Source organism: Escherichia sp. WS568 (assembly GCF_046486085.1).
Classification (GTDB): domain Bacteria; phylum Pseudomonadota; class Gammaproteobacteria; order Enterobacterales; family Enterobacteriaceae; genus Escherichia; species Escherichia coli.
Genome location: NZ_JBJQMC010000009.1, coordinates 158,355 through 177,912 on the forward strand (window position 1 = coordinate 158,355; position 19,558 = coordinate 177,912).

General features: G+C 55.2%; 20 protein-coding genes. 18 read left to right on the top strand and 2 right to left on the bottom strand.

From position 1 onward, the window contains the following. Window positions 1-186 precede the first annotated feature (186 nt). From maeB to eutR, 18 genes are all read left to right on the top strand, one after another. A complete protein-coding gene (gene maeB, locus ACJHWR_RS12585; RefSeq protein ID WP_000342643.1) occupies window positions 187-2,466 on the top strand; it encodes an NADP-dependent oxaloacetate-decarboxylating malate dehydrogenase in 2,280 nt (759 codons plus the stop codon). 292 nt (window positions 2,467-2,758) lie between these two features. Continuing rightward, complete coding sequence (eutS, locus tag ACJHWR_RS12590; RefSeq protein WP_000356956.1) at window positions 2,759-3,094, top strand: ethanolamine utilization microcompartment protein EutS; 336 nt, start codon at window positions 2,759-2,761, stop codon at window positions 3,092-3,094. 12 nt (window positions 3,095-3,106) lie between these two features. Then, entirely contained in the window at window positions 3,107-3,586 is a 480-nt protein-coding gene (gene eutP, locus ACJHWR_RS12595; RefSeq protein ID WP_000820782.1) for an ethanolamine utilization acetate kinase EutP, read from the top strand. Beyond that, entirely contained in the window at window positions 3,561-4,262 is a 702-nt protein-coding gene (gene eutQ / locus ACJHWR_RS12600; RefSeq protein WP_000733881.1) for an ethanolamine utilization acetate kinase EutQ, read from the top strand. Before eutP ends, eutQ begins: the two co-directional genes overlap by 26 nt. Then, window positions 4,259-5,062 (top strand): ethanolamine utilization cob(I)yrinic acid a,c-diamide adenosyltransferase EutT, encoded by an 804-nt coding sequence (gene eutT, locus ACJHWR_RS12605; RefSeq protein WP_000651281.1) that lies wholly within the window; start codon window positions 4,259-4,261, stop codon window positions 5,060-5,062. The genes eutQ and eutT overlap by 4 nt, the downstream gene beginning before the upstream one ends. Continuing rightward, complete coding sequence (pta, locus tag ACJHWR_RS12610; RefSeq protein WP_000582993.1) at window positions 5,059-6,075, top strand: phosphate acetyltransferase; 1,017 nt, start codon at window positions 5,059-5,061, stop codon at window positions 6,073-6,075. The genes eutT and pta overlap by 4 nt, the downstream gene beginning before the upstream one ends. Before the next feature lie 38 nt (window positions 6,076-6,113). Continuing rightward, window positions 6,114-6,407 carry an ethanolamine utilization microcompartment protein EutM gene (gene eutM / locus ACJHWR_RS12615; protein WP_000387713.1) on the top strand — a complete coding sequence of 98 codons (294 nt, stop codon included), beginning with the start codon at window positions 6,114-6,116 and terminating at the stop codon, window positions 6,405-6,407. Between the two features lie 106 nt (window positions 6,408-6,513). Further along, window positions 6,514-6,801, top strand: coding sequence for an ethanolamine utilization microcompartment protein EutN (eutN, locus tag ACJHWR_RS12620; RefSeq protein ID WP_000762196.1), 288 nt, complete (start codon window positions 6,514-6,516; stop codon window positions 6,799-6,801). A gap of 11 nt (window positions 6,802-6,812) precedes the next feature. Next, entirely contained in the window at window positions 6,813-8,216 is a 1,404-nt protein-coding gene (locus tag ACJHWR_RS12625; protein ID WP_001075695.1) for an aldehyde dehydrogenase family protein, read from the top strand. A 10-nt stretch (window positions 8,217-8,226) separates the two neighbouring features. Next, complete coding sequence (gene eutJ / locus ACJHWR_RS12630) at window positions 8,227-9,063, top strand: ethanolamine utilization protein EutJ (protein WP_000929699.1); 837 nt, start codon at window positions 8,227-8,229, stop codon at window positions 9,061-9,063. Next, window positions 9,053-10,240 (top strand): ethanolamine utilization ethanol dehydrogenase EutG, encoded by a 1,188-nt coding sequence (gene eutG, locus ACJHWR_RS12635; RefSeq protein WP_001178776.1) that lies wholly within the window; start codon window positions 9,053-9,055, stop codon window positions 10,238-10,240. The genes eutJ and eutG overlap by 11 nt, the downstream gene beginning before the upstream one ends. A 169-nt stretch (window positions 10,241-10,409) precedes the next feature. After that, window positions 10,410-11,636 (top strand): ethanolamine utilization protein EutH, encoded by a 1,227-nt coding sequence (gene eutH, locus ACJHWR_RS12640; protein ID WP_000512405.1) that lies wholly within the window; start codon window positions 10,410-10,412, stop codon window positions 11,634-11,636. Continuing rightward, complete coding sequence (gene eutA / locus ACJHWR_RS12645; RefSeq protein WP_001097471.1) at window positions 11,633-13,036, top strand: ethanolamine ammonia-lyase reactivating factor EutA; 1,404 nt, start codon at window positions 11,633-11,635, stop codon at window positions 13,034-13,036. Before eutH ends, eutA begins: the two co-directional genes overlap by 4 nt. An 11-nt stretch (window positions 13,037-13,047) precedes the next feature. Next, window positions 13,048-14,409: an ethanolamine ammonia-lyase subunit alpha gene (eutB, locus tag ACJHWR_RS12650; RefSeq protein ID WP_000769961.1), complete on the top strand. Its 1,362-nt coding sequence runs from the start codon at window positions 13,048-13,050 to the stop codon at window positions 14,407-14,409. Between the two features lie 20 nt (window positions 14,410-14,429). Then, entirely contained in the window at window positions 14,430-15,317 is an 888-nt protein-coding gene (gene eutC / locus ACJHWR_RS12655; protein ID WP_000372327.1) for an ethanolamine ammonia-lyase subunit beta, read from the top strand. A 9-nt stretch (window positions 15,318-15,326) separates the two neighbouring features. Next, window positions 15,327-15,986, top strand: coding sequence for an ethanolamine utilization microcompartment protein EutL (eutL, locus tag ACJHWR_RS12660; protein WP_001111042.1), 660 nt, complete (start codon window positions 15,327-15,329; stop codon window positions 15,984-15,986). Window positions 15,987-15,998: 12 nt separating this feature from the next. Beyond that, on the top strand, window positions 15,999-16,499 hold the full coding sequence (gene eutK, locus ACJHWR_RS12665; RefSeq protein ID WP_012311693.1) for an ethanolamine utilization microcompartment protein EutK: 501 nt from the start codon (window positions 15,999-16,001) through the stop codon (window positions 16,497-16,499). Between the two features lie 45 nt (window positions 16,500-16,544). Beyond that, complete coding sequence (eutR, locus tag ACJHWR_RS12670; RefSeq protein ID WP_000753715.1) at window positions 16,545-17,597, top strand: HTH-type transcriptional regulator EutR; 1,053 nt, start codon at window positions 16,545-16,547, stop codon at window positions 17,595-17,597. A 5-nt stretch (window positions 17,598-17,602) separates the two neighbouring features. Here the strand turns inward: eutR and hemF are convergent, their stop codons facing one another. Both hemF and amiA read right to left on the bottom strand, forming a co-directional pair. Continuing rightward, window positions 17,603-18,502 (bottom strand): oxygen-dependent coproporphyrinogen oxidase, encoded by a 900-nt coding sequence (gene hemF / locus ACJHWR_RS12675; RefSeq protein WP_012311582.1) that lies wholly within the window; start codon window positions 18,500-18,502, stop codon window positions 17,603-17,605. A gap of 3 nt (window positions 18,503-18,505) precedes the next feature. Further along, entirely contained in the window at window positions 18,506-19,375 is an 870-nt protein-coding gene (gene amiA / locus ACJHWR_RS12680; RefSeq protein ID WP_000102905.1) for an N-acetylmuramoyl-L-alanine amidase AmiA, read from the bottom strand. Window positions 19,376-19,558 lie beyond the last annotated feature (183 nt).

Below are 19,558 nucleotides of genomic sequence, written 5' to 3' on the forward strand. Positions count from 1 at the left end.
TATTGCTGGATTAAGCAGGTAACATCAGTGTTATAGGATTATTACCAAAACATTATATTAATGGTGAGAGTTTGGACTTGCTCAAAGTCTGTAGACTCCGGCAAGGTAATAATGTGCGCCACGTTGTGGGCAGGGGCTGTTGCCCACACACTTTATTTGTGAACGTTACGTGAAAGGAACAACCAAATGGATGACCAGTTAAAACAAAGTGCACTTGATTTCCATGAATTTCCAGTTCCAGGGAAAATCCAGGTTTCTCCAACCAAGCCTCTGGCAACGCAGCGCGATCTGGCGCTGGCCTACTCACCAGGCGTTGCCGCACCTTGTCTTGAAATCGAAAAAGACCCGTTAAAAGCCTACAAATATACCGCGCGTGGTAACCTGGTGGCGGTGATCTCTAACGGTACGGCGGTGCTGGGGTTAGGCAACATTGGCGCGCTGGCAGGCAAACCGGTGATGGAAGGCAAGGGCGTTCTGTTTAAGAAATTCGCCGGGATTGATGTATTTGACATTGAAGTTGATGAACTCGACCCGGACAAATTTATTGAAGTCGTCGCCGCGCTTGAACCGACCTTCGGCGGCATCAACCTCGAAGACATTAAAGCGCCAGAATGTTTCTATATTGAACAGAAACTGCGCGAGCGGATGAATATTCCAGTATTCCACGACGATCAGCACGGCACGGCAATTATCAGCACTGCCGCCATCCTCAACGGATTGCGCGTGGTGGAGAAAAACATCTCCGACGTGCGGATGGTGGTTTCCGGCGCGGGTGCAGCAGCAATTGCCTGTATGAACCTGCTGGTGGCGCTGGGGCTGCAAAAACATAACATCGTGGTTTGTGATTCAAAAGGCGTTATCTATCAGGGCCGTGAGCCAAATATGGCGGAAACCAAAGCCGCATATGCGGTGGTGGATGACGGCAAACGTACCCTCGATGATGTGATTGAAGGTGCGGATATTTTCCTCGGCTGTTCCGGCCCGAAAGTGCTGACCCAGGAAATGGTGAAGAAAATGGCTCGGGCACCAATGATCCTGGCGCTGGCGAATCCGGAACCGGAAATTCTGCCGCCGCTGGCGAAAGAAGTGCGTCCGGATGCCATCATCTGTACCGGCCGTTCCGACTACCCGAACCAGGTGAACAACGTCCTTTGCTTCCCGTTTATCTTCCGTGGCGCGCTGGACGTTGGCGCAACCGCCATCAACGAAGAGATGAAACTGGCGGCAGTACGCGCGATTGCAGAACTGGCCCATGCGGAACAGAGTGAAGTGGTGGCTTCAGCGTATGGCGATCAGGATCTGAGCTTTGGTCCGGAATACATCATTCCAAAACCGTTTGATCCGCGCTTGATCGTTAAGATCGCTCCTGCGGTGGCGAAAGCGGCGATGGAGTCGGGCGTGGCGACGCGTCCGATTGCTGATTTCGACGTCTACATCGACAAGCTGACGGAGTTCGTTTACAAAACCAACCTGTTTATGAAGCCGATTTTCTCCCAGGCTCGCAAAGCGCCGAAGCGCGTAGTTCTGCCGGAAGGGGAAGAGGCGCGCGTTCTGCATGCCACTCAGGAATTGGTAACGCTGGGACTGGCGAAACCGATTCTTATTGGTCGTCCGAACGTGATCGAAATGCGCATTCAGAAACTGGGCTTGCAGATCAAGGCGGGCGTTGATTTTGAGATCGTCAATAACGAATCCGATCCGCGCTTTAAAGAGTACTGGACCGAATACTTCCAGATCATGAAGCGTCGCGGTGTCACTCAGGAGCAGGCGCAGCGTGCGCTGATCAGTAACCCGACAGTGATCGGCGCGATCATGGTTCAGCGTGGCGAAGCCGATGCAATGATTTGCGGTACGGTGGGCGATTATCATGAACACTTTAGCGTGGTGAAAAATGTCTTTGGTTATCGCGATGGCGTTCACACCGCAGGTGCCATGAACGCGCTGCTGTTGCCGAGTGGTAACACCTTTATTGCCGATACCTACGTCAATGATGAGCCTGATGCAGAAGAGCTGGCGGAGATCACCTTGATGGCGGCAGAAACTGTTCGTCGTTTTGGTATTGAACCGCGTGTGGCTCTGTTGTCGCACTCCAACTTTGGTTCTTCTGACTGCCCGTCGTCGAGCAAAATGCGTCAGGCGCTGGAACTGGTCAGGGAACGTGCGCCAGAACTGATGATTGATGGTGAAATGCACGGCGATGCAGCGCTGGTGGAAGCGATTCGCAACGACCGTATGCCGGACAGCCCTTTGAAAGGTTCCGCTAATATTCTGGTGATGCCGAACATGGAAGCTGCCCGCATTAGTTACAACTTACTGCGCGTTTCCAGCTCGGAAGGTGTGACTGTCGGTCCGGTGCTGATGGGCGTGGCGAAGCCGGTTCACGTGTTAACGCCGATCGCATCGGTACGTCGTATCGTCAACATGGTGGCGCTGGCCGTGGTTGAAGCGCAAACCCAACCGCTGTAATTCTTTTTTAACTCTCACGCTTACCCTGAATATTCAGGGTAAGCGGTTTAGCTGCAATATATTAGTAAAGTTTATTACTGAGTTTGCGAATAATAAAAAAAACAGTATATAAAATATCTCGATATTATTTTATTTATATTCATGCGTTGCATATGAAAGTTTATGCACCACAGCAAATATCTCTCCATTCTTAGTGATCTACCTCACCTTTTAAACGCGCTTGCCGAATTTTGTTATTTACTCTGACGAAATATTGTCACGATACACGAAAGTTTTTCACAGGCGGCGACTCATGGATAAAGAACGCATCATTCAGGAATTTGTGCCCGGTAAACAGGTCACACTGGCGCATCTCATCGCGCATCCCGGCGAGGAACTGGCGAAGAAAATCGGCGTTCCGGATGCGGGCGCAATTGGCATTATGACGCTAACTCCCGGAGAAACGGCGATGATCGCCGGTGATTTAGCGCTGAAAGCTGCCGATGTGCATATCGGTTTTCTCGACCGTTTTAGCGGCGCGCTGGTGATTTATGGCTCGGTGGGTGCAGTAGAAGAAGCGTTATCACAAACCGTCAGTGGTTTAGGTCGCTTATTAAATTATACGCTTTGTGAAATGACCAAAAGTTAATACGAGGCATTCATGAAACGAATTGCGTTTGTGGGTACCGTCGGGGCAGGAAAAACAACGTTATTTAATGCGTTGCAGGGGAATTATACCCTCGCCAGAAAAACACAGGCCGTGGAATTTAATGATAAGGGCGATATTGATACGCCGGGTGAATATTTTAGCCATCCCCGCTGGTATCACGCCTTAATTACCACGCTACAGGATGTGGACATGCTGATCTATGTCCACGGCGCGAATGACCCGGAAAGTCGGTTGCCTGCCGGGTTGCTGGATATTGGCGTCAGCAAACGGCAAATCGCCGTCATCAGTAAAACGGACATGCCAGATGCTGACGTCGCCGCAACGCGAAAGTTATTGCTTGAGACGGGCTTCGAAGAGCCGATTTTCGAGCTAAACAGCCACGACCCGCAAAGCGTGCAGCAACTGGTGGATTATCTGGCATCTCTCACCAAACAGGAGGAAGCAGGTGAAAAAACTCATCACAGCGAATGATATTCGTGAAGCACACGCGCGCGGCGAACTGGCAATGTCCGTGGTTCTGCGCGCCAGCATTATTACCCCGGAAGCTCGTGAAGTGGCTGATCTGTTGGGTTTTACCATCACCGAATGTGATGAATCGACTGCGGTAACGACGTCCGTTCCCGCCAGCGTGCCAGCCGATAAAACCGAAAGCCAGCGCATCCGCGAAACCATCATCGCCCAGCTACCGGAAGGCCAGTTTACCGAAAGCCTGGTCGCGCAGCTGATGGAAAAAGTGATGAAGGAAAAACAGTCACTGGAGCAGGGTGCAATGCAGCCGAGTTTCAAATCGGTGACCGGCAAAGGCGGCATCAAAGTGATTGATGGCAGCAGCGTCAAGTTTGGTCGTTTCGATGGCGCGGAACCGCACTGCGTAGGCTTGACTGATCTCGTGACCGGAGACGACGGCAGCAGTATGGCCGCTGGTTTCATGCAGTGGGAGAACGCCTTCTTTCCGTGGACCCTGAACTACGACGAAATCGACATGGTGCTGGAAGGGGAACTGCATGTTCGCCACGAAGGCGAAACTATGATCGCCAAAGCGGGCGATGTGATGTTTATCCCGAAAGGCTCCAGTATCGAATTTGGTACGACATCCAGCGTGAAATTCCTGTATGTCGCCTGGCCGGCTAACTGGCAATCCCTATGAAAGATTTCATCACCGAAGCATGGCTAAGAGCGAACCATACGCTCAGCGAAGGCGCAGAGATCCATCTCCCTGCGGACAGTCGCCTGACGCCCTCTGCCCGGGAGTTACTGGAAAGCCGCCATCTGCGCATCAAGTTTATTGACGAGCAGGGCCGCCTGTTTGTTGACGATGAACAGCAGCAGCCGCAGCCCGTTCATGGGCTGACCAGTAGCGATGAACATCCGCAGGCGTGCTGCGAACTGTGCCGCCAGCCGGTGGCAAAAAAGCCGGATACGCTGACTCACCTGTCGGCGGAAAAAATGGTTGCCAAAAGCGATCCGCGCCTGGCTTTTCGCGCTGTTCTCGACAGCACCATTGCGCTGGCAGTGTGGCTGCAAATTGAACTGGCGGAACCGTGGCAGCCGTGGCTGGCGGATATCCGTTCGCGTCTTGGCAACATTATGCGTGCCGATGCGCTGGGGGAACCGCTGGCCTGCCAGGCGATTGTCGGGCTTTCTGACGAAGATCTGCATCGGCTTTCTCACCAGCCGCTGCGTTATCTCGACCACGATCATCTGGTGCCGGAAGCCAGCCACGGGCGCGATGCGGCGTTGCTAAATCTGCTACGCACCAAAGTGCGGGAAACCGAAACCGTAGCGGCGCAGGTCTTTATCACCCGCAGCTTTGAAGTATTACGCCCGGACATCTTGCAGGCGCTGAACCGCCTTTCCAGCACGGTCTACGTGATGATGATCCTGAGCGTAACGAAGCAGCCGCTAACGGTGAAGCAGATCCAACAACGACTGGGGGAAACGCAATGATTATTGAACGTTGTCGTGAACTGGCGTTGCGAGCGCCCGCCAGAGTGGTTTTTCCGGATGCGTTAGATCAGCGTGTGCTGAAAGCTGCGCAATATTTACATCAACAAGGTCTGGCAACGCCCATTCTGGTCGCTAATCCGTTTGAACTTCGTCAGTTTGCGCTCAGTCATGGCGTAGCGATGGACGGGCTACAGGTGATTGATCCGCATGGCAACCTCGCAATGCGGGAAGAATTTGCTCATCGCTGGCTGGCCCGCGCGGGCGAAAAAACGCCGCCGGATGCGCTGGAAAAACTCACCGAACCGCTGATGTTCGCCGCCGCAATGGTCAGCGCCGGTAAAGCGGATGTCTGTATCGCGGGCAATCTCTCTTCCACGGCGAATGTGCTGCGTGCCGGATTACGCATTATTGGCTTGCAGCCAGGCTGTAAAACGCTCTCATCCATTTTCCTGATGCTGCCACAGTACAGCGGTCCGGCGTTGGGTTTTGCCGATTGCAGCGTGGTGCCACAGCCGACGGCGGCGCAGTTGGCGGATATCGCGCTTGCCAGCGCCGAAACCTGGCGCGCCATCACCGGAGAAGAACCGCGCGTGGCGATGCTGTCGTTTTCCAGCAACGGTAGTGCCCGTCACCCCTGCGTTGCCAACGTGCAGCAGGCGACAGAAATCGTCCGTGAGCGCGCACCAAAGCTGGTTGTCGATGGCGAGTTGCAGTTTGACGCCGCCTTCGTGCCGGAAGTGGCGGCGCAAAAAGCGCCTGCCAGCCCGCTACAAGGCAAGGCCAATGTGATGGTTTTTCCGTCGCTGGAAGCCGGAAATATTGGCTACAAAATCGCACAACGACTTGGCGGATATCGTGCCGTCGGGCCATTGATACAAGGACTTGCCGCGCCGATGCACGATCTCTCTCGTGGTTGTAGCGTGCAGGAAATTATCGAACTGGCGCTGGTGGCAGCTGTGCCGCGTCAGACAGAAGTGAACCGCGAAAGCAGTTTACAAACACTGGTTGAATGAACGGTCCCGTTCTGGACCCTGATAAAGAGGAAAGCACAATGGAAGCATTAGGAATGATCGAAACCCGGGGCCTGGTTGCACTGATTGAGGCTTCTGACGCGATGGTTAAAGCTGCGCGCGTCAAGCTGGTTGGTGTTAAGCAGATTGGCGGCGGCCTGTGTACTGCCATGGTTCGTGGTGATGTTGCAGCCTGTAAAGCCGCGACCGATGCAGGTGCCGCAGCGGCACAGCGTATCGGCGAGCTGGTATCTGTACACGTTATCCCGCGTCCGCACGGCGACCTGGAAGAAGTGTTCCCGATCGGCCTGAAAGGCGATAGCAGCAACCTGTAATCACCCTGTGTGACGTCGATTCGGGCGTCACGCTCTCTCCTTTTTCATTTTACCTTCTGCGGAGGGTAGGGGGAGCTTTTACCTGAAATACGCTACGGAGGCGGGTATGAAACTGGCAGTCGTCACTGGACAAATTGTTTGTACCGTACGCCATCACGGACTGGCGCATGACAAATTGCTGATGGTGGAAATGATTGATCCACAAGGTAATCCTGACGGGCAATGCGCTGTCGCCATCGACAATATTGGCGCGGGAACCGGGGAGTGGGTGTTGCTGGTGAGTGGCAGTTCCGCCCGCCAGGCGCATAAAAGCGAAACGTCACCGGTCGATCTGTGCGTGATTGGCATCGTCGATGAGGTGGTGTCTGGCGGTCAGGTCATTTTCCACAAATAAGGCAGAACATCATGAATCAACAGGATATTGAACAGGTGGTGAAAGCGGTACTGCTGAAAATGCAAAGCAGTGACACGCCGCCCGCCGCCGTTCATGAGATGGGCGTTTTCGCGTCCCTGGATGACGCCGTTGCGGCAGCCAAAGTCGCCCAGCAAGGGTTAAAAAGCGTGGCAATGCGCCAGTTAGCCATTGCTGCCATTCGTGAGGCAGGCGAAAAACACGCCAGAGATTTAGCGGAACTTGCCGTCAGTGAAACCGGCATGGGGCGCGTTGAAGATAAATTTGCCAAAAACGTCGCTCAGGCGCGCGGCACACCAGGCGTTGAGTGCCTCTCACCACAGGTGCTGACCGGTGACAACGGCCTGACCCTGATTGAAAACGCGCCCTGGGGCGTGGTGGCTTCGGTGACGCCTTCCACTAACCCGGCGGCAACCGTAATTAACAACGCCATCAGCCTGATTGCCGCGGGCAACAGCGTCATTTTTGCCCCGCATCCGGCGGCGAAAAAAGTCTCCCAGCGGGCGATTACGCTGCTCAACCAGGCGATTGTTGCCGCAGGCGGGCCGGAAAACTTACTGGTTACTGTGGCCAATCCGGATATCGAAACCGCGCAACGTTTGTTCAAGTTCCCGGGTATCGGCCTGCTGGTGGTGACCGGCGGCGAAGCGGTAGTGGAAGCGGCGCGTAAACACACCAATAAACGTCTGATTGCCGCAGGCGCTGGCAACCCGCCGGTAGTGGTGGATGAAACCGCCGACCTCGCCCGTGCTGCTCAGTCCATCGTCAAAGGCGCGTCTTTCGATAACAACATCATTTGTGCCGACGAAAAGGTACTGATTGTTGTTGATAGCGTAGCCGATGAACTGATGCGTCTGATGGAAGGCCAGCATGCGGTGAAACTGACCGCAGAGCAGGCGCAGCAACTGCAATCGGTGTTGCTGAAAAATATCGACGAGTGCGGAAAAGGCACCGTCAGCCGTGACTGGGTTGGTCGCGATGCGGCGAAAATCGCGGCGGCAATCGGCCTTAAAGTTCCGGAACAAACGCGACTGCTGTTTGTAGAAACCACCGCAGAACATCCGTTTGCCGTGACCGAACTGATGATGCCGGTGCTGCCCGTCGTGCGCGTCGCCAACGTGGCGGATGCCATTGCGCTGGCGGTGAAACTGGAAGGCGGTTGCCACCACACGGCGGCAATGCACTCGCGCAATATCGAGAACATGAACCAGATGGCGAATGCCATTGATACCAGCATTTTCGTTAAGAACGGACCGTGCATTGCCGGGCTGGGGCTGGGCGGGGAAGGCTGGACCACCATGACCATCACCACGCCAACCGGTGAAGGGGTAACCAGCGCGCGGACGTTTGTCCGTCTGCGTCGCTGTGTATTAGTCGATGCGTTTCGCATTGTTTAAGGAGTAACCGATGGCGCACGATGAACAATGGCTCACCCCACGTCTGCAAACGGCGGCAACGCTGTGTAACCAGACGCCCGCCGCGACGGAATCTCCGCTGTGGCTGGGGGTGGATCTGGGCACCTGCGATGTGGTGTCGATGGTTGTCGACCGCGACGGTCTGCCGGTGGCGGTATGCCTCGACTGGGCCGATGTGGTCCGCGACGGCATCGTCTGGGATTTCTTCGGTGCGGTCACCATTGTTCGTCGCCATCTCGACACCCTCGAGCAGCAATTCGGTCGCCGTTTTAGCCATGCGGCGACCTCTTTTCCTCCAGGTACGGACCCGCGTATTTCCATCAACGTGCTGGAGTCTGCCGGACTGGAAGTGAGCCATGTACTGGATGAGCCAACCGCAGTCGCGGATCTGCTGCAACTGGACAACGCCGGTGTAGTGGATATCGGCGGTGGCACTACTGGTATTGCCATCGTGAAAAAGGGCAAGGTGACGTACTCGGCGGATGAAGCGACCGGCGGACATCACATCTCTCTGACTCTCGCCGGAAATCGTCGTATTTCGCTGGAAGAGGCAGAGCAGTACAAGCGCGGTCACGGTGAAGAGATTTGGCCCGCGGTGAAACCGGTGTACGAAAAAATGGCGGACATTGTCGCCCGGCATATTGAAGGGCAGGGCATTACGGATTTATGGCTGGCGGGCGGCTCTTGTATGCAACCGGGCGTGGCGGAACTGTTTCGCAAACAATTTCCGGCGTTACAGGTGCATTTACCGCAGCACAGTTTGTTTATGACCCCGCTGGCGATCGCCAGTAGCGGGCGAGAGAAAGCGGAGGGGCTATATGCAAAATGAATTGCAGACCGCGCTCTTTCAGGCGTTCGATACCCTGAATCTGCAACGGGTAAAAACATTTAGCGTTCCACCGGTGACGCTTTGCGGTCCGGGCGCGGTGAGCAGTTGTGGGCAGCAAGCGCAAACGCGTGGGCTGAAACATCTGTTCGTGATGGCAGACAGCTTTTTGCATCAGGCAGGGATGACCGCCGGGCTGACACGTAGCCTGGCCGTTAAAGGTATCGCCATGACGCTCTGGCCATGTCCGGTGGGCGAACCATGCATCACCGACGTGTGTGCAGCCGTGGCGCAGTTGCGTGAATCAGGCTGTGACGGGGTGATTGCGTTTGGCGGCGGCTCGGTGCTGGATGCAGCAAAAGCCGTGGCGTTGCTGGTGACGAACCCGGATAGCACGCTGGCAGAGATGTCAGAAACCAGCGTTCTGCAACCGCGCCTGCCGTTGATTGCCATTCCGACTACCGCCGGAACCGGCTCTGAAACCACCAACGTAACGGTGATTATCGATGCGGTGAGCGGGCGTAAGCAGGTGTTAGCCCATGCCTCGCTGATGCCGGATGTGGCGATTCTCGACGCCGCATTGACCGAAGGTGTGCCGTCGCATGTCACGGCGATGACTGGCATTGATGCGTTAACCCATGCCATTGAAGCGTACAGCGCGCTGAACGCCACACCATTTACCGACAGCCTGGCGATTGGCGCCATTGCGATGATTGGTCAATCGCTGCCGAAAGCGGTGGGCTACGGTCACGACCTTGCCGCGCGCGAGAGCATGTTGCTGGCTTCATGTATGGCGGGAATGGCGTTTTCCAGTGCGGGGCTTGGGTTGTGCCACGCGATGGCGCATCAGCCAGGGGCGGCGCTGCATATTCCGCACGGTCTGGCGAACGCTATGTTGCTGCCAACGGTAATGGAATTTAACCGGATGGTTTGTCGTGATCGGTTTAGTCAGATTGGCCGGGCGCTGAGAACTAAAAAATCCGACGATCGTGACGCTATTAACGCGGTAAGTGAGCTGATTGCGGAAGTCGGGATTGGTAAACGACTGGGCGATATTGGTGCGACATCTGCGCATTACGGCGCATGGGCGCAGGCCGCGCTGGAAGATATTTGTCTGCGCAGCAACCCGCGTACCGCCAGCCTGGAGCAGATTATTGGTCTGTATGCTGCGGCGCAATAAAAGTGTACGGACAGTCCCCTCGCCCCTTTGGGGAGAGGGTTAGGGTGAGGGGAACAGAGTCGCTCCGGTGCAAACAATTACCCTCACCCCGGTCCCTCGGCTTCCAGAGTGAGGGAAAAACCCACTTTCAGCATTGGCAATAAATAACAACTAACAGGGAGTAAAGGCGATGGGAATTAACGAAATCATCATGTACATCATGATGTTCTTTATGCTGATAGCTGCCGTAGACAGGATCCTGTCGCAGTTCGGCGGTTCTGCTCGTTTCCTCGGTAAGTTCGGTAAAAGTATCGAAGGATCCGGCAGTCAGTTCGAAGAAGGCTTTATGGCAATGGGCGCTTTGGGCCTGGCGATGGTTGGTATGACCGCGCTGGCACCTGTTCTGGCCCACGTACTCGGACCGGTGATTATCCCGGTTTACGAAATGCTCGGCGCAAACCCGTCAATGTTCGCCGGAACACTGCTGGCGTGCGATATGGGCGGCTTCTTCCTCGCCAAAGAGTTGGCGGGCGGCGACGTAGCAGCGTGGCTATACTCTGGATTAATTCTCGGGTCGATGATGGGGCCAACGATTGTGTTTTCCATTCCGGTGGCGCTCGGCATTATCGAACCTTCTGACCGTCGTTATCTGGCGCTCGGCGTGCTGGCGGGCATTGTGACCATTCCGATTGGCTGTATTGCCGGTGGTCTGGTGGCTATGTACTCCGGTGTGCAGATCAACGGTCAGCCAGTGGAATTCACCTTTGCGCTGATCCTGATGAACATGATCCCGGTACTTATCGTTGCGGTGCTGGTGGCGCTGGGGCTGAAATTCATCCCGGAAAAAATGATCAACGGCTTCCAGATCTTCGCCAAATTCCTCGTTGCATTGATCACCCTCGGTCTTGCCGCTGCGGTAGTGAAATTCCTCCTTGGCTGGGAACTGATCCCGGGCCTTGATCCTATCTTTATGGCCCCTGGCGATAAACCCGGTGAAGTGATGCGCGCCATTGAAGTTATCGGCTCGATCTCCTGCGTTCTGTTAGGGGCGTATCCGATGGTGCTGCTGCTGACTCGCTGGTTTGAAAAACCGCTGATGAGTGTCGGTAAGGTGCTGAATATGAACAATATAGCGGCAGCCGGCATGGTGGCAACGCTTGCCAACAACATCCCGATGTTTGGCATGATGAAGCAGATGGATACCCGCGGCAAAGTCATCAACTGTGCCTTCGCCGTTTCCGCTGCTTTCGCCCTGGGCGACCATTTAGGCTTCGCGGCTGCCAACATGAACGCCATGATCTTCCCGATGATTGTCGGCAAGCTGATCGGCGGCGTCACGGCGATTGGCGTGGCGATGATGCTGGTACCTAAAGAAGACGCGAGCGCGGCTAAAACCGAAGCGGAGGCGCAATCGTGAACACTCGCCAGCTACTGAGCGTCGGTATCGATATCGGCACCACCACCACCCAGGTGATTTTCTCCCACCTGGAGCTGGTTAACCGTGCGGCGGTGTCGCAGGTGCCGCGCTACGAATTCATCAAACGCGAAATTAGCTGGCAAAGCCCGGTGTTCTTTACCCCTGTCGATAAACAGGGTGGTTTAAAAGAAGCGGAACTGAAAACCTTAATCCTGGATCAATATCAGGCTGCGGGCATTGCGCCGGAAAGTGTTGATTCTGGTGCCATCATCATCACCGGTGAAAGCGCGAAAACCCGCAACGCTCGCCCGGCGGTGATGACGCTCTCCCAGTCGCTGGGCGATTTTGTCGTCGCCAGCGCCGGGCCGCATCTCGAATCCGTGATCGCCGGTCACGGTGCCGGGGCGCAAACTCTTTCTGAACAACGGCTGTGTCGGGTACTGAATATCGATATCGGCGGTGGCACTGCGAACTACGCCCTGTTCGATGCCGGAAAAATCAGCGGCACCGCCTGCCTCAACGTCGGCGGTCGCCTGCTGGAAACCGACAGCCAGGGGCGCGTGGTTTACGCTCATAAACCGGGGCAGATGATTGTGGATGAGTGCTTCGGCGCAGGCACTGACGCCCGTTCGCTGACCGGCGCGCAGCTGGTGCAGGTTACCCGCCGGATGGCAGAGCTGATTGTCGAAGTGATTGACGGAACGCTTTCGCCGCTCGCGCAGGCATTGATGCAAACCGGTTTGCTGCCCGTAGGTGTTACGCCCGAAATCATTACGCTTTCTGGCGGCGTTGGCGAATGTTATCGCCACCAGCCCGCCGACCCGTTCTGTTTTGCCGATATTGGCCCGCTTCTGGCAACGGCGCTGCATGACCATCCGCGCCTGCGTGAGATGAACGTGCAGTTTCCGGCGCAAACCGTGCGCGCCACGGTGATTGGCGCGGGTGCACATACCCTTTCGCTCTCTGGCAGCACAATCTGGCTGGAGGGCGTACAACTGCCGCTGCGCAACTTGCCGGTGGCGATCCCAATTGATGAAAAGGATCTGGTGAGTGCCTGGCAACAGGCGCTGATTCAGCTGGATCTTGATCCTAAAACTGACGCGTACGTGCTGGCGCTTCCCGCCTCGCTGCCTGTGCGTTACGCCGCGGTACTGACGGTCATCAACGCGTTGGTCGATTTCGTCGCGCGTTTTCCGAATCCGCATCCCCTGCTGGTGGTGGCCGGGCAGGACTTTGGTAAAGCTCTGGGCATGTTGTTGCGCCCACAGCTACAACAACTCCCGTTGGCAGTCATTGACGAAGTGATTGTCCGCGCGGGGGACTATATCGACATTGGTACGCCTCTTTTTGGCGGATCGGTTGTGCCGGTGACGGTGAAATCACTCGCATTTCCTTCCTGAGGGAACGACTTATGAAACTAAAGACCACATTGTTCGGCAATGTATATCAGTTTAAGGATGTAAAAGAGGTGCTGGCTAAAGCCAACGAACTGCGTTCGGGGGATGTGCTGGCGGGCGTTGCTGCGGCAAGCTCACAGGAGCGCGTGGCGGCAAAGCAGGTGTTGTCGGAAATGACCGTAGCGGACATCCGCAATAATCCGGTGATTGCCTATGAAGATGACTGCGTGACGCGGCTGATTCAGGACGATGTTAACGAAACGGCCTACAACCAGATTAAAAACTGGAGCATCAGCGAACTGCGTGAGTATGTGCTGAGCGATGAAACCAGCGTGGACGACATTGCCTTTACCCGCAAAGGGCTGACCTCGGAAGTGGTAGCGGCGGTAGCGAAGATTTGCTCCAACGCGGACCTGATCTACGGCGCGAAGAAAATGCCGGTGATCAAAAAGGCCAATACCACCATCGGTATTCCGGGCACCTTTAGCGCCCGCTTGCAGCCAAACGATACCCGTGACGATGTGCAAAGTATCGCCGCGCAAATCTACGAAGGGCTTTCCTTCGGGGTGGGCGATGCGGTGATCGGCGTTAACCCGGTGACTGACGACGTGGAAAACTTAAGCCGCGTGTTGGATACCATCTATGGCGTGATCGACAAATTCAACATCCCAACTCAGGGCTGCGTACTGGCGCACGTCACCACCCAGATCGAAGCGATTCGTCGCGGCGCACCGGGCGGGCTGATTTTCCAGAGTATTTGCGGCAGCGAAAAAGGGCTGAAAGAGTTTGGCGTGGAGCTGGCGATGCTCGACGAAGCGCGCGCAGTGGGTGCAGAGTTTAACCGTATCGCCGGGGAAAACTGCCTCTACTTCGAAACCGGACAAGGTTCGGCGCTGTCCGCTGGCGCTAACTTCGGCGCTGACCAGGTGACGATGGAAGCGCGTAACTATGGGCTGGCGCGTCATTACGATCCGTTTATCGTCAACACCGTGGTCGGTTTTATTGGGCCGGAGTATCTCTACAACGACCGCCAGATTATCCGCGCGGGCTTAGAAGATCACTTTATGGGCAAGCTGAGCGGCATCTCTATGGGCTGTGACTGCTGCTACACCAACCACGCTGACGCTGACCAGAACCTCAACGAAAACCTGATGATCCTGCTCGCCACCGCAGGCTGTAACTACATCATGGGGATGCCGCTGGGTGATGACATCATGCTCAACTACCAGACTACGGCCTTCCACGACACCGCCACTGTGCGTCAGTTACTCAACCTGCGCCCGTCACCGGAGTTTGAACGCTGGCTGGAAAGCATGGGCATTATGGCAAACGGTCGCCTGACCAAACGGGCGGGCGATCCGTCACTGTTCTTCTGATGACGCGGAGATAACACATCATGGATCAAAAACAGATTGAAGAAATTGTACGCAGCGTGATGGCGTCAATGGGACAAGCGGCCCCCGCGCCGTCAGAAGCAAAGTGCGCCACCACCACCTGTACGACACCAGTGACCTCGGAAAGCTGCGCGCTGGATTTAGGTTCTGCGGAAGCAAAAGCGTGGATTGGTGTGGAAAACCCGCATCGCGCAGACGTATTAACAGAACTGCGTCGCAGCACCGTGGCCCGCGTTTGTACCGGTCGTGCCGGTCCGCGTCCGCGTACCCAGGCGTTGCTGCGTTTCCTGGCCGATCACTCTCGTTCGAAAGATACCGTACTGAAAGAAGTGCCGGAAGAGTGGGTGAAAGCGCAGGGCTTGCTGGAAGTCCGCTCTGAAATTAGCGACAAAAATCTCTACCTGACTCGTCCGGATATGGGCCGCCGCCTGTGTGCAGAAGCTGTTGAAGCGCTGAAAGCGCAGTGTGTTGCCAATCCGGACGTGCAGGTCGTTATTTCTGATGGCCTGTCAACTGATGCGATCACCGTGAACTACGAAGAGATCCTGCCACCGCTGATGGCGGGCCTGAAACAGGCCGGGCTGAAAGTCGGTACGCCATTCTTTGTTCGTTATGGTCGCGTGAAGATTGAAGATCAGATCGGTGAGATCCTCGGCGCGAAAGTGGTGATCCTGCTGGTGGGGGAACGCCCGGGATTAGGGCAGTCAGAAAGCCTCTCCTGCTACGCCGTTTACTCGCCGCGTATTGCAACCACCGTTGAGGCCGATCGTACCTGTATCTCTAACATTCACCAGGGCGGCACGCCGCCGGTTGAAGCCGCAGCCGTCATTGTGGATTTGGCGAAACGTATGCTGGAGCAGAAAGCATCCGGCATCAACATGACCCGATAAGGAGGCATCATGCCAGCTTTAGATTTGATTCGACCGTCGGTAACCGCCATGCGGGTGATTGCCTCCGTTAACGCCGAATTTGCACGTGAACTGAAATTGCCGCCGCATATTCGTAGCCTCGGGCTGATTTCTGCTGATTCAGATGACGTCACCTACATTGCGGCTGACGAAGCGACCAAGCAGGCGATGGTCGAAGTGGTATATGGTCGCTCGCTGTATGCGGGCGCTGCACACGGCCCGTCACCGACTGCCGGTGAGGTGCTGATTATGCTGGGTGGGCCAAACCCGGCGGAAGTGCGTGCTGGTCTGGATGCGATGGTTGCGCATATTGAAAATGGCGCTGCTTTCCAGTGGGCTAATGACGCAGAAAATACAGCCTTCCTGGCACATGTCGTTTCGCGTACCGGTTCTTATCTCTCATCAACCGCCGGGATCACGCCTGGCGATCCGATGGCGTATCTGGTGGCACCGCCGCTGGAAGCGACCTACGGCATTGATGCAGCGTTGAAATCTGCCGACGTGCAGCTGGTGACCTATGTCCCGCCACCGTCTGAAACCAACTACTCGGCAGCATTTTTAACCGGTAGCCAGGCCGCGTGTAAAGCAGCCTGTAACGCCTTTACCGATGCAGTGCTGGAAATCGCGCGTAATCCAATCCAGCGTGCGTAACGGAGGTTGCCGATGATCAATGCACTGGGATTGCTGGAAGTGGACGGCATGGTCGCCGCGATAGATGCAGCTGATGCCATACTCAAAGCAGCTAACGTTCGTCTGCTCAGTCATGAAGTGCTTGACCCTGGTCGCCTAACGCTGGTGGTGGAAGGCGATCTGGCGGCGTGTCGTGCGGCGCTGGACGCAGGTTGTGCTGCCGCGATGCGTACCGGGCGTGTCATCAGCCGTAAGGAGATCGGTCGGCCAGACGATGACACCCAGTGGCTGGTTACTGGCTTTAACCGCCAGCCGAAGCAACCCGTAAAGGAACCCGACGCGCCAGTTATCGTCGCGGAATCTGCTGACGAGTTGTTGGCGCTGTTAACATCAGTACGTCAGGGAATGACGGCAGGAGAAGTGGCTGCCCACTTTGGCTGGCCGCTGGAAAAAGCCAGAAATGCGCTCGAACAGCTCTTTTCTGCCGGGACGTTACGTAAACGCAGTAGTCGTTACCGTCTCAAGCCCCATTAACCTGTCGGAGGTGCCGGGTGTCCTACAACACCCGGCATTAACATCATGAAAAAGACCCGTACAGCCAATTTGCACCATCTTTATCATGAACCCTTACCCGAAAACCTGAAGCTCACGCCGAAGGTCGAAGTGGATAATGTTCATCAACGACAGACAACGGATGTCTATGAACATGCTTTGACAATTACCGCCTGGCAGCAGATTTACGATCAGCTGCATCCGGGCAAGTTTCATGGTGAATTTACGGAAATTCTACTCGATGATATTCAGGTTTTTCGTGAATACACTGGTCTGGCGCTGCGTCAGTCGTGCCTGGTCTGGCCGAACTCGTTCTGGTTTGGCATTCCGGCGACGCGCGGTGAGCAGGGATTTATCGGTTCGCAATGTCTGGGAAGCGCAGAAATTGCGACGCGCCCGGGTGGAACCGAGTTTGAATTAAGTACGCCGGACGATTACACGATCCTGGGCGTAGTGCTTTCTGAAGATGTCATCACTCGTCAGGCTAACTTTTTGCATAATCCGGATCGGGTATTACATATGCTGCGTAGCCAGTCGGCGTTGGAAGTGAAAGAGCAGCATAAAGCCGCGCTGTGGGGCTTTGTCCAACAGGCGCTGGCGACATTTTGCGAGAACCCGGAAAATCTTCATCAGCCTGCTGTGCGTAAAGTGCTGGGGGATAATTTGCTCATGGCGATGGGGGCGATGCTGGAAGAAGCGCAGCCAATGGTGACGGCGGAAAGCATCAGTCATCAGAGTTACCGTCGATTGCTTTCCCGCGCCCGTGAATATGTGCTGGAAAACATGTCTGAACCGGTAACGGTGTTGGAGTTGTGCAATCAATTGCATGTCAGCCGCCGCACGCTACAAAACGCGTTTCACGCTATTTTAGGCATTGGCCCAAACGCGTGGCTGAAACGCATTCGCCTGAACGCCGTACGCCGCGAACTGATAAGCCCGTGGTCGCAAAGCACAACGGTAAAAGACGCCGCCATGCAGTGGGGATTCTGGCATCTGGGGCAATTTGCCACGGATTACCAGCAGCTGTTTGCCGAGAAGCCGTCACTGACGCTGCATCAGCGGATGCGGGAGTGGGGGTGAGGGAGTTACACCCAATCCCTGACCTTAATAAACTCATTTAACGCCGCTTCCGGGCTGCCATCTTTTGGCTGATAATCATACTCCCAGCGTACCAGTGGCGGCATTGACATCAGGATAGACTCGGTGCGCCCGCCGGTTTGCAGGCCAAACAGTGTGCCACGATCCCAGACCAGATTGAACTCGACATAACGACCGCGACGATATAACTGGAAATTGCGCTCGCGCTCGCCGTAGGCCATCGTTTTACGTCGCTCTACAATTGGTAAATAAGCGTTGGTGTAGCCTTTGCCTACCGCCTGCATAAAGGCAAAACAGTGGTCGAAGTCTGGCGTGTTCAGGTCATCAAAGAACAGGCCGCCAATGCCGCGTTGTTCGTTACGATGTTTGAGGTAGAAGTATTCGTCGCACCACTTTTTGTAACGCGGATAAACGTCTTCACCAAATGGCTGGCACAGGTCACGGGCGGTGCGGTGCCAGTGAATGGCGTCTTCTTCAAAACCATAGAAAGGGGTTAAATCGAAGCCGCCACCAAACCACCAGACGGGCTCTGCACCCGGTTTTTCGGCAATAAAAAAGCGCACATTCGCGTGGCTGGTGGGAACATACGGATTATGCGGATGCACTACCAGTGAAACGCCCATCGCCTCGAAACTGCGCCCGGCAAGTTCCGGACGATGAGCGGTGGCGGAAGCAGGCATCACCTCACCGTGGACATGTGAAAAGTTGACGCCTGCCTGTTCGAAAACACCACCATTACGCAAAACCCGACTACGCCCGCCGCCGCCAGCTTCGCGCAGCCAGCTATCTTCGACAAATTCTGCGCCATCGACGGCGCTCAACTGCTGACAAATCGTATCCTGAAGGTTGAGCAGAAACTGTTTAACCTGGTGTGCGTCGGGTTTCATCACTTACCGCTTTCTCGAGTGTGCTTTCTGGTTGTCAAACCAGTGGAAATAACTGATCACGCCTTCGGCAATCGCTGTGGCGATTTTCTGGCGAAACGCTGCAGTGCCTAACAGCCGCTCTTCTTCCGGGTTGGTGATAAACGAGGTTTCCACCAGCACCGACGGAACCGACGGCGATTTCAACACCACAAACGCGGCTTGTTCGGTGTTGCGGCTGTGCAGTTTATGCACCGGCTTAATCTTTTTCAGAATATGCGAGCCGAGCGTCAGGCTGTTTTTAATAGTATCGGTTTGCACCAGATCAAACAGCACTTGCTGCAATAGGTGATCCTTGTCAGTCGCCTTTTTACCGGCAACTTCATCGGCGCGGTTTTCGCGTTCAGACAGGTATTTCGCCATTGCGCTACTTGCGCCGCGGTTAGAGAGAGCAAATACCGAAGCACCGGCAGCTTTCGGGTTAGTAAAGCCGTCGGCATGAATTGACATAAACAGGTCTGCGCCGTGTTTATGGGCGATTTCAACGCGATCGTACAGCGGGATAAACGTATCGCCAGAACGCGTTAAACGCGCATCAATGCCATGATTACGCAAAATGGAACGGACGTTTTTAGCAATCGCCAGCACCACATGTTTTTCTTTCGAACCGTTGCGTCCGATCGCTCCGGTATCAATCCCGCCGTGGCCTGGATCGAGAACAACGACACGTTTGCCGCCGTTTTTTTTTGCTTTCGGCTTGCTGTGTCCGTTGCTGGTTTTTAAAGGTTCTTCTTTGGCGATGGCTTGCGACATTCCTGACAACGTCAGGGCAGCCAATCCGGCTTTCAGCACCTGGCGGCGCGAAGTGAGTGTTTTTAGTGGTTTAAAAGTGCTCATACGGCCTGAGTTGTAATAATAAAGTTCCAGATGTTATATCGTATCGCGTAATCCGTTACGACGGTTTGCTGTTGAGAATTGTTTTACTTTTCATTTCAATAGTTGACAACTCCCCATTATGCCACTTTTTCAACCGATTTTCGTCAGATATTGGCTAATTCGACCGTTCACGCCATAATCAGC

Excerpts from the sequence above, each read along its gene's own strand:
- eutH (WP_000512405.1), top strand. The coding sequence starts at position 10,410 with ATGGGAATTAACGAAATCATCATGTACATCATGATGTTCTTTATGCTG.
- eutS (WP_000356956.1), top strand. The coding sequence starts at position 2,759 with ATGGATAAAGAACGCATCATTCAGGAATTTGTGCCCGGTAAACAGGTC.
- eutG (WP_001178776.1), top strand. The coding sequence starts at position 9,053 with ATGCAAAATGAATTGCAGACCGCGCTCTTTCAGGCGTTCGATACCCTG.
- maeB (WP_000342643.1), top strand. The coding sequence starts at position 187 with ATGGATGACCAGTTAAAACAAAGTGCACTTGATTTCCATGAATTTCCA.
- ACJHWR_RS12625 (WP_001075695.1), top strand. The coding sequence starts at position 6,813 with ATGAATCAACAGGATATTGAACAGGTGGTGAAAGCGGTACTGCTGAAA.
- eutC (WP_000372327.1), top strand. The coding sequence starts at position 14,430 with ATGGATCAAAAACAGATTGAAGAAATTGTACGCAGCGTGATGGCGTCA.
- eutM (WP_000387713.1), top strand. The coding sequence starts at position 6,114 with ATGGAAGCATTAGGAATGATCGAAACCCGGGGCCTGGTTGCACTGATT.
- eutK (WP_012311693.1), top strand. The coding sequence starts at position 15,999 with ATGATCAATGCACTGGGATTGCTGGAAGTGGACGGCATGGTCGCCGCG.
- hemF (WP_012311582.1), bottom strand. The coding sequence starts at position 18,502 with ATGAAACCCGACGCACACCAGGTTAAACAGTTTCTGCTCAACCTTCAG.
- pta (WP_000582993.1), top strand. The coding sequence starts at position 5,059 with ATGATTATTGAACGTTGTCGTGAACTGGCGTTGCGAGCGCCCGCCAGA.
- amiA (WP_000102905.1), bottom strand. The coding sequence starts at position 19,375 with ATGAGCACTTTTAAACCACTAAAAACACTCACTTCGCGCCGCCAGGTG.
- eutJ (WP_000929699.1), top strand. The coding sequence starts at position 8,227 with ATGGCGCACGATGAACAATGGCTCACCCCACGTCTGCAAACGGCGGCA.
- eutL (WP_001111042.1), top strand. The coding sequence starts at position 15,327 with ATGCCAGCTTTAGATTTGATTCGACCGTCGGTAACCGCCATGCGGGTG.
- eutR (WP_000753715.1), top strand. The coding sequence starts at position 16,545 with ATGAAAAAGACCCGTACAGCCAATTTGCACCATCTTTATCATGAACCC.
- eutN (WP_000762196.1), top strand. The coding sequence starts at position 6,514 with ATGAAACTGGCAGTCGTCACTGGACAAATTGTTTGTACCGTACGCCAT.
- eutP (WP_000820782.1), top strand. The coding sequence starts at position 3,107 with ATGAAACGAATTGCGTTTGTGGGTACCGTCGGGGCAGGAAAAACAACG.
- eutB (WP_000769961.1), top strand. The coding sequence starts at position 13,048 with ATGAAACTAAAGACCACATTGTTCGGCAATGTATATCAGTTTAAGGAT.
- eutT (WP_000651281.1), top strand. The coding sequence starts at position 4,259 with ATGAAAGATTTCATCACCGAAGCATGGCTAAGAGCGAACCATACGCTC.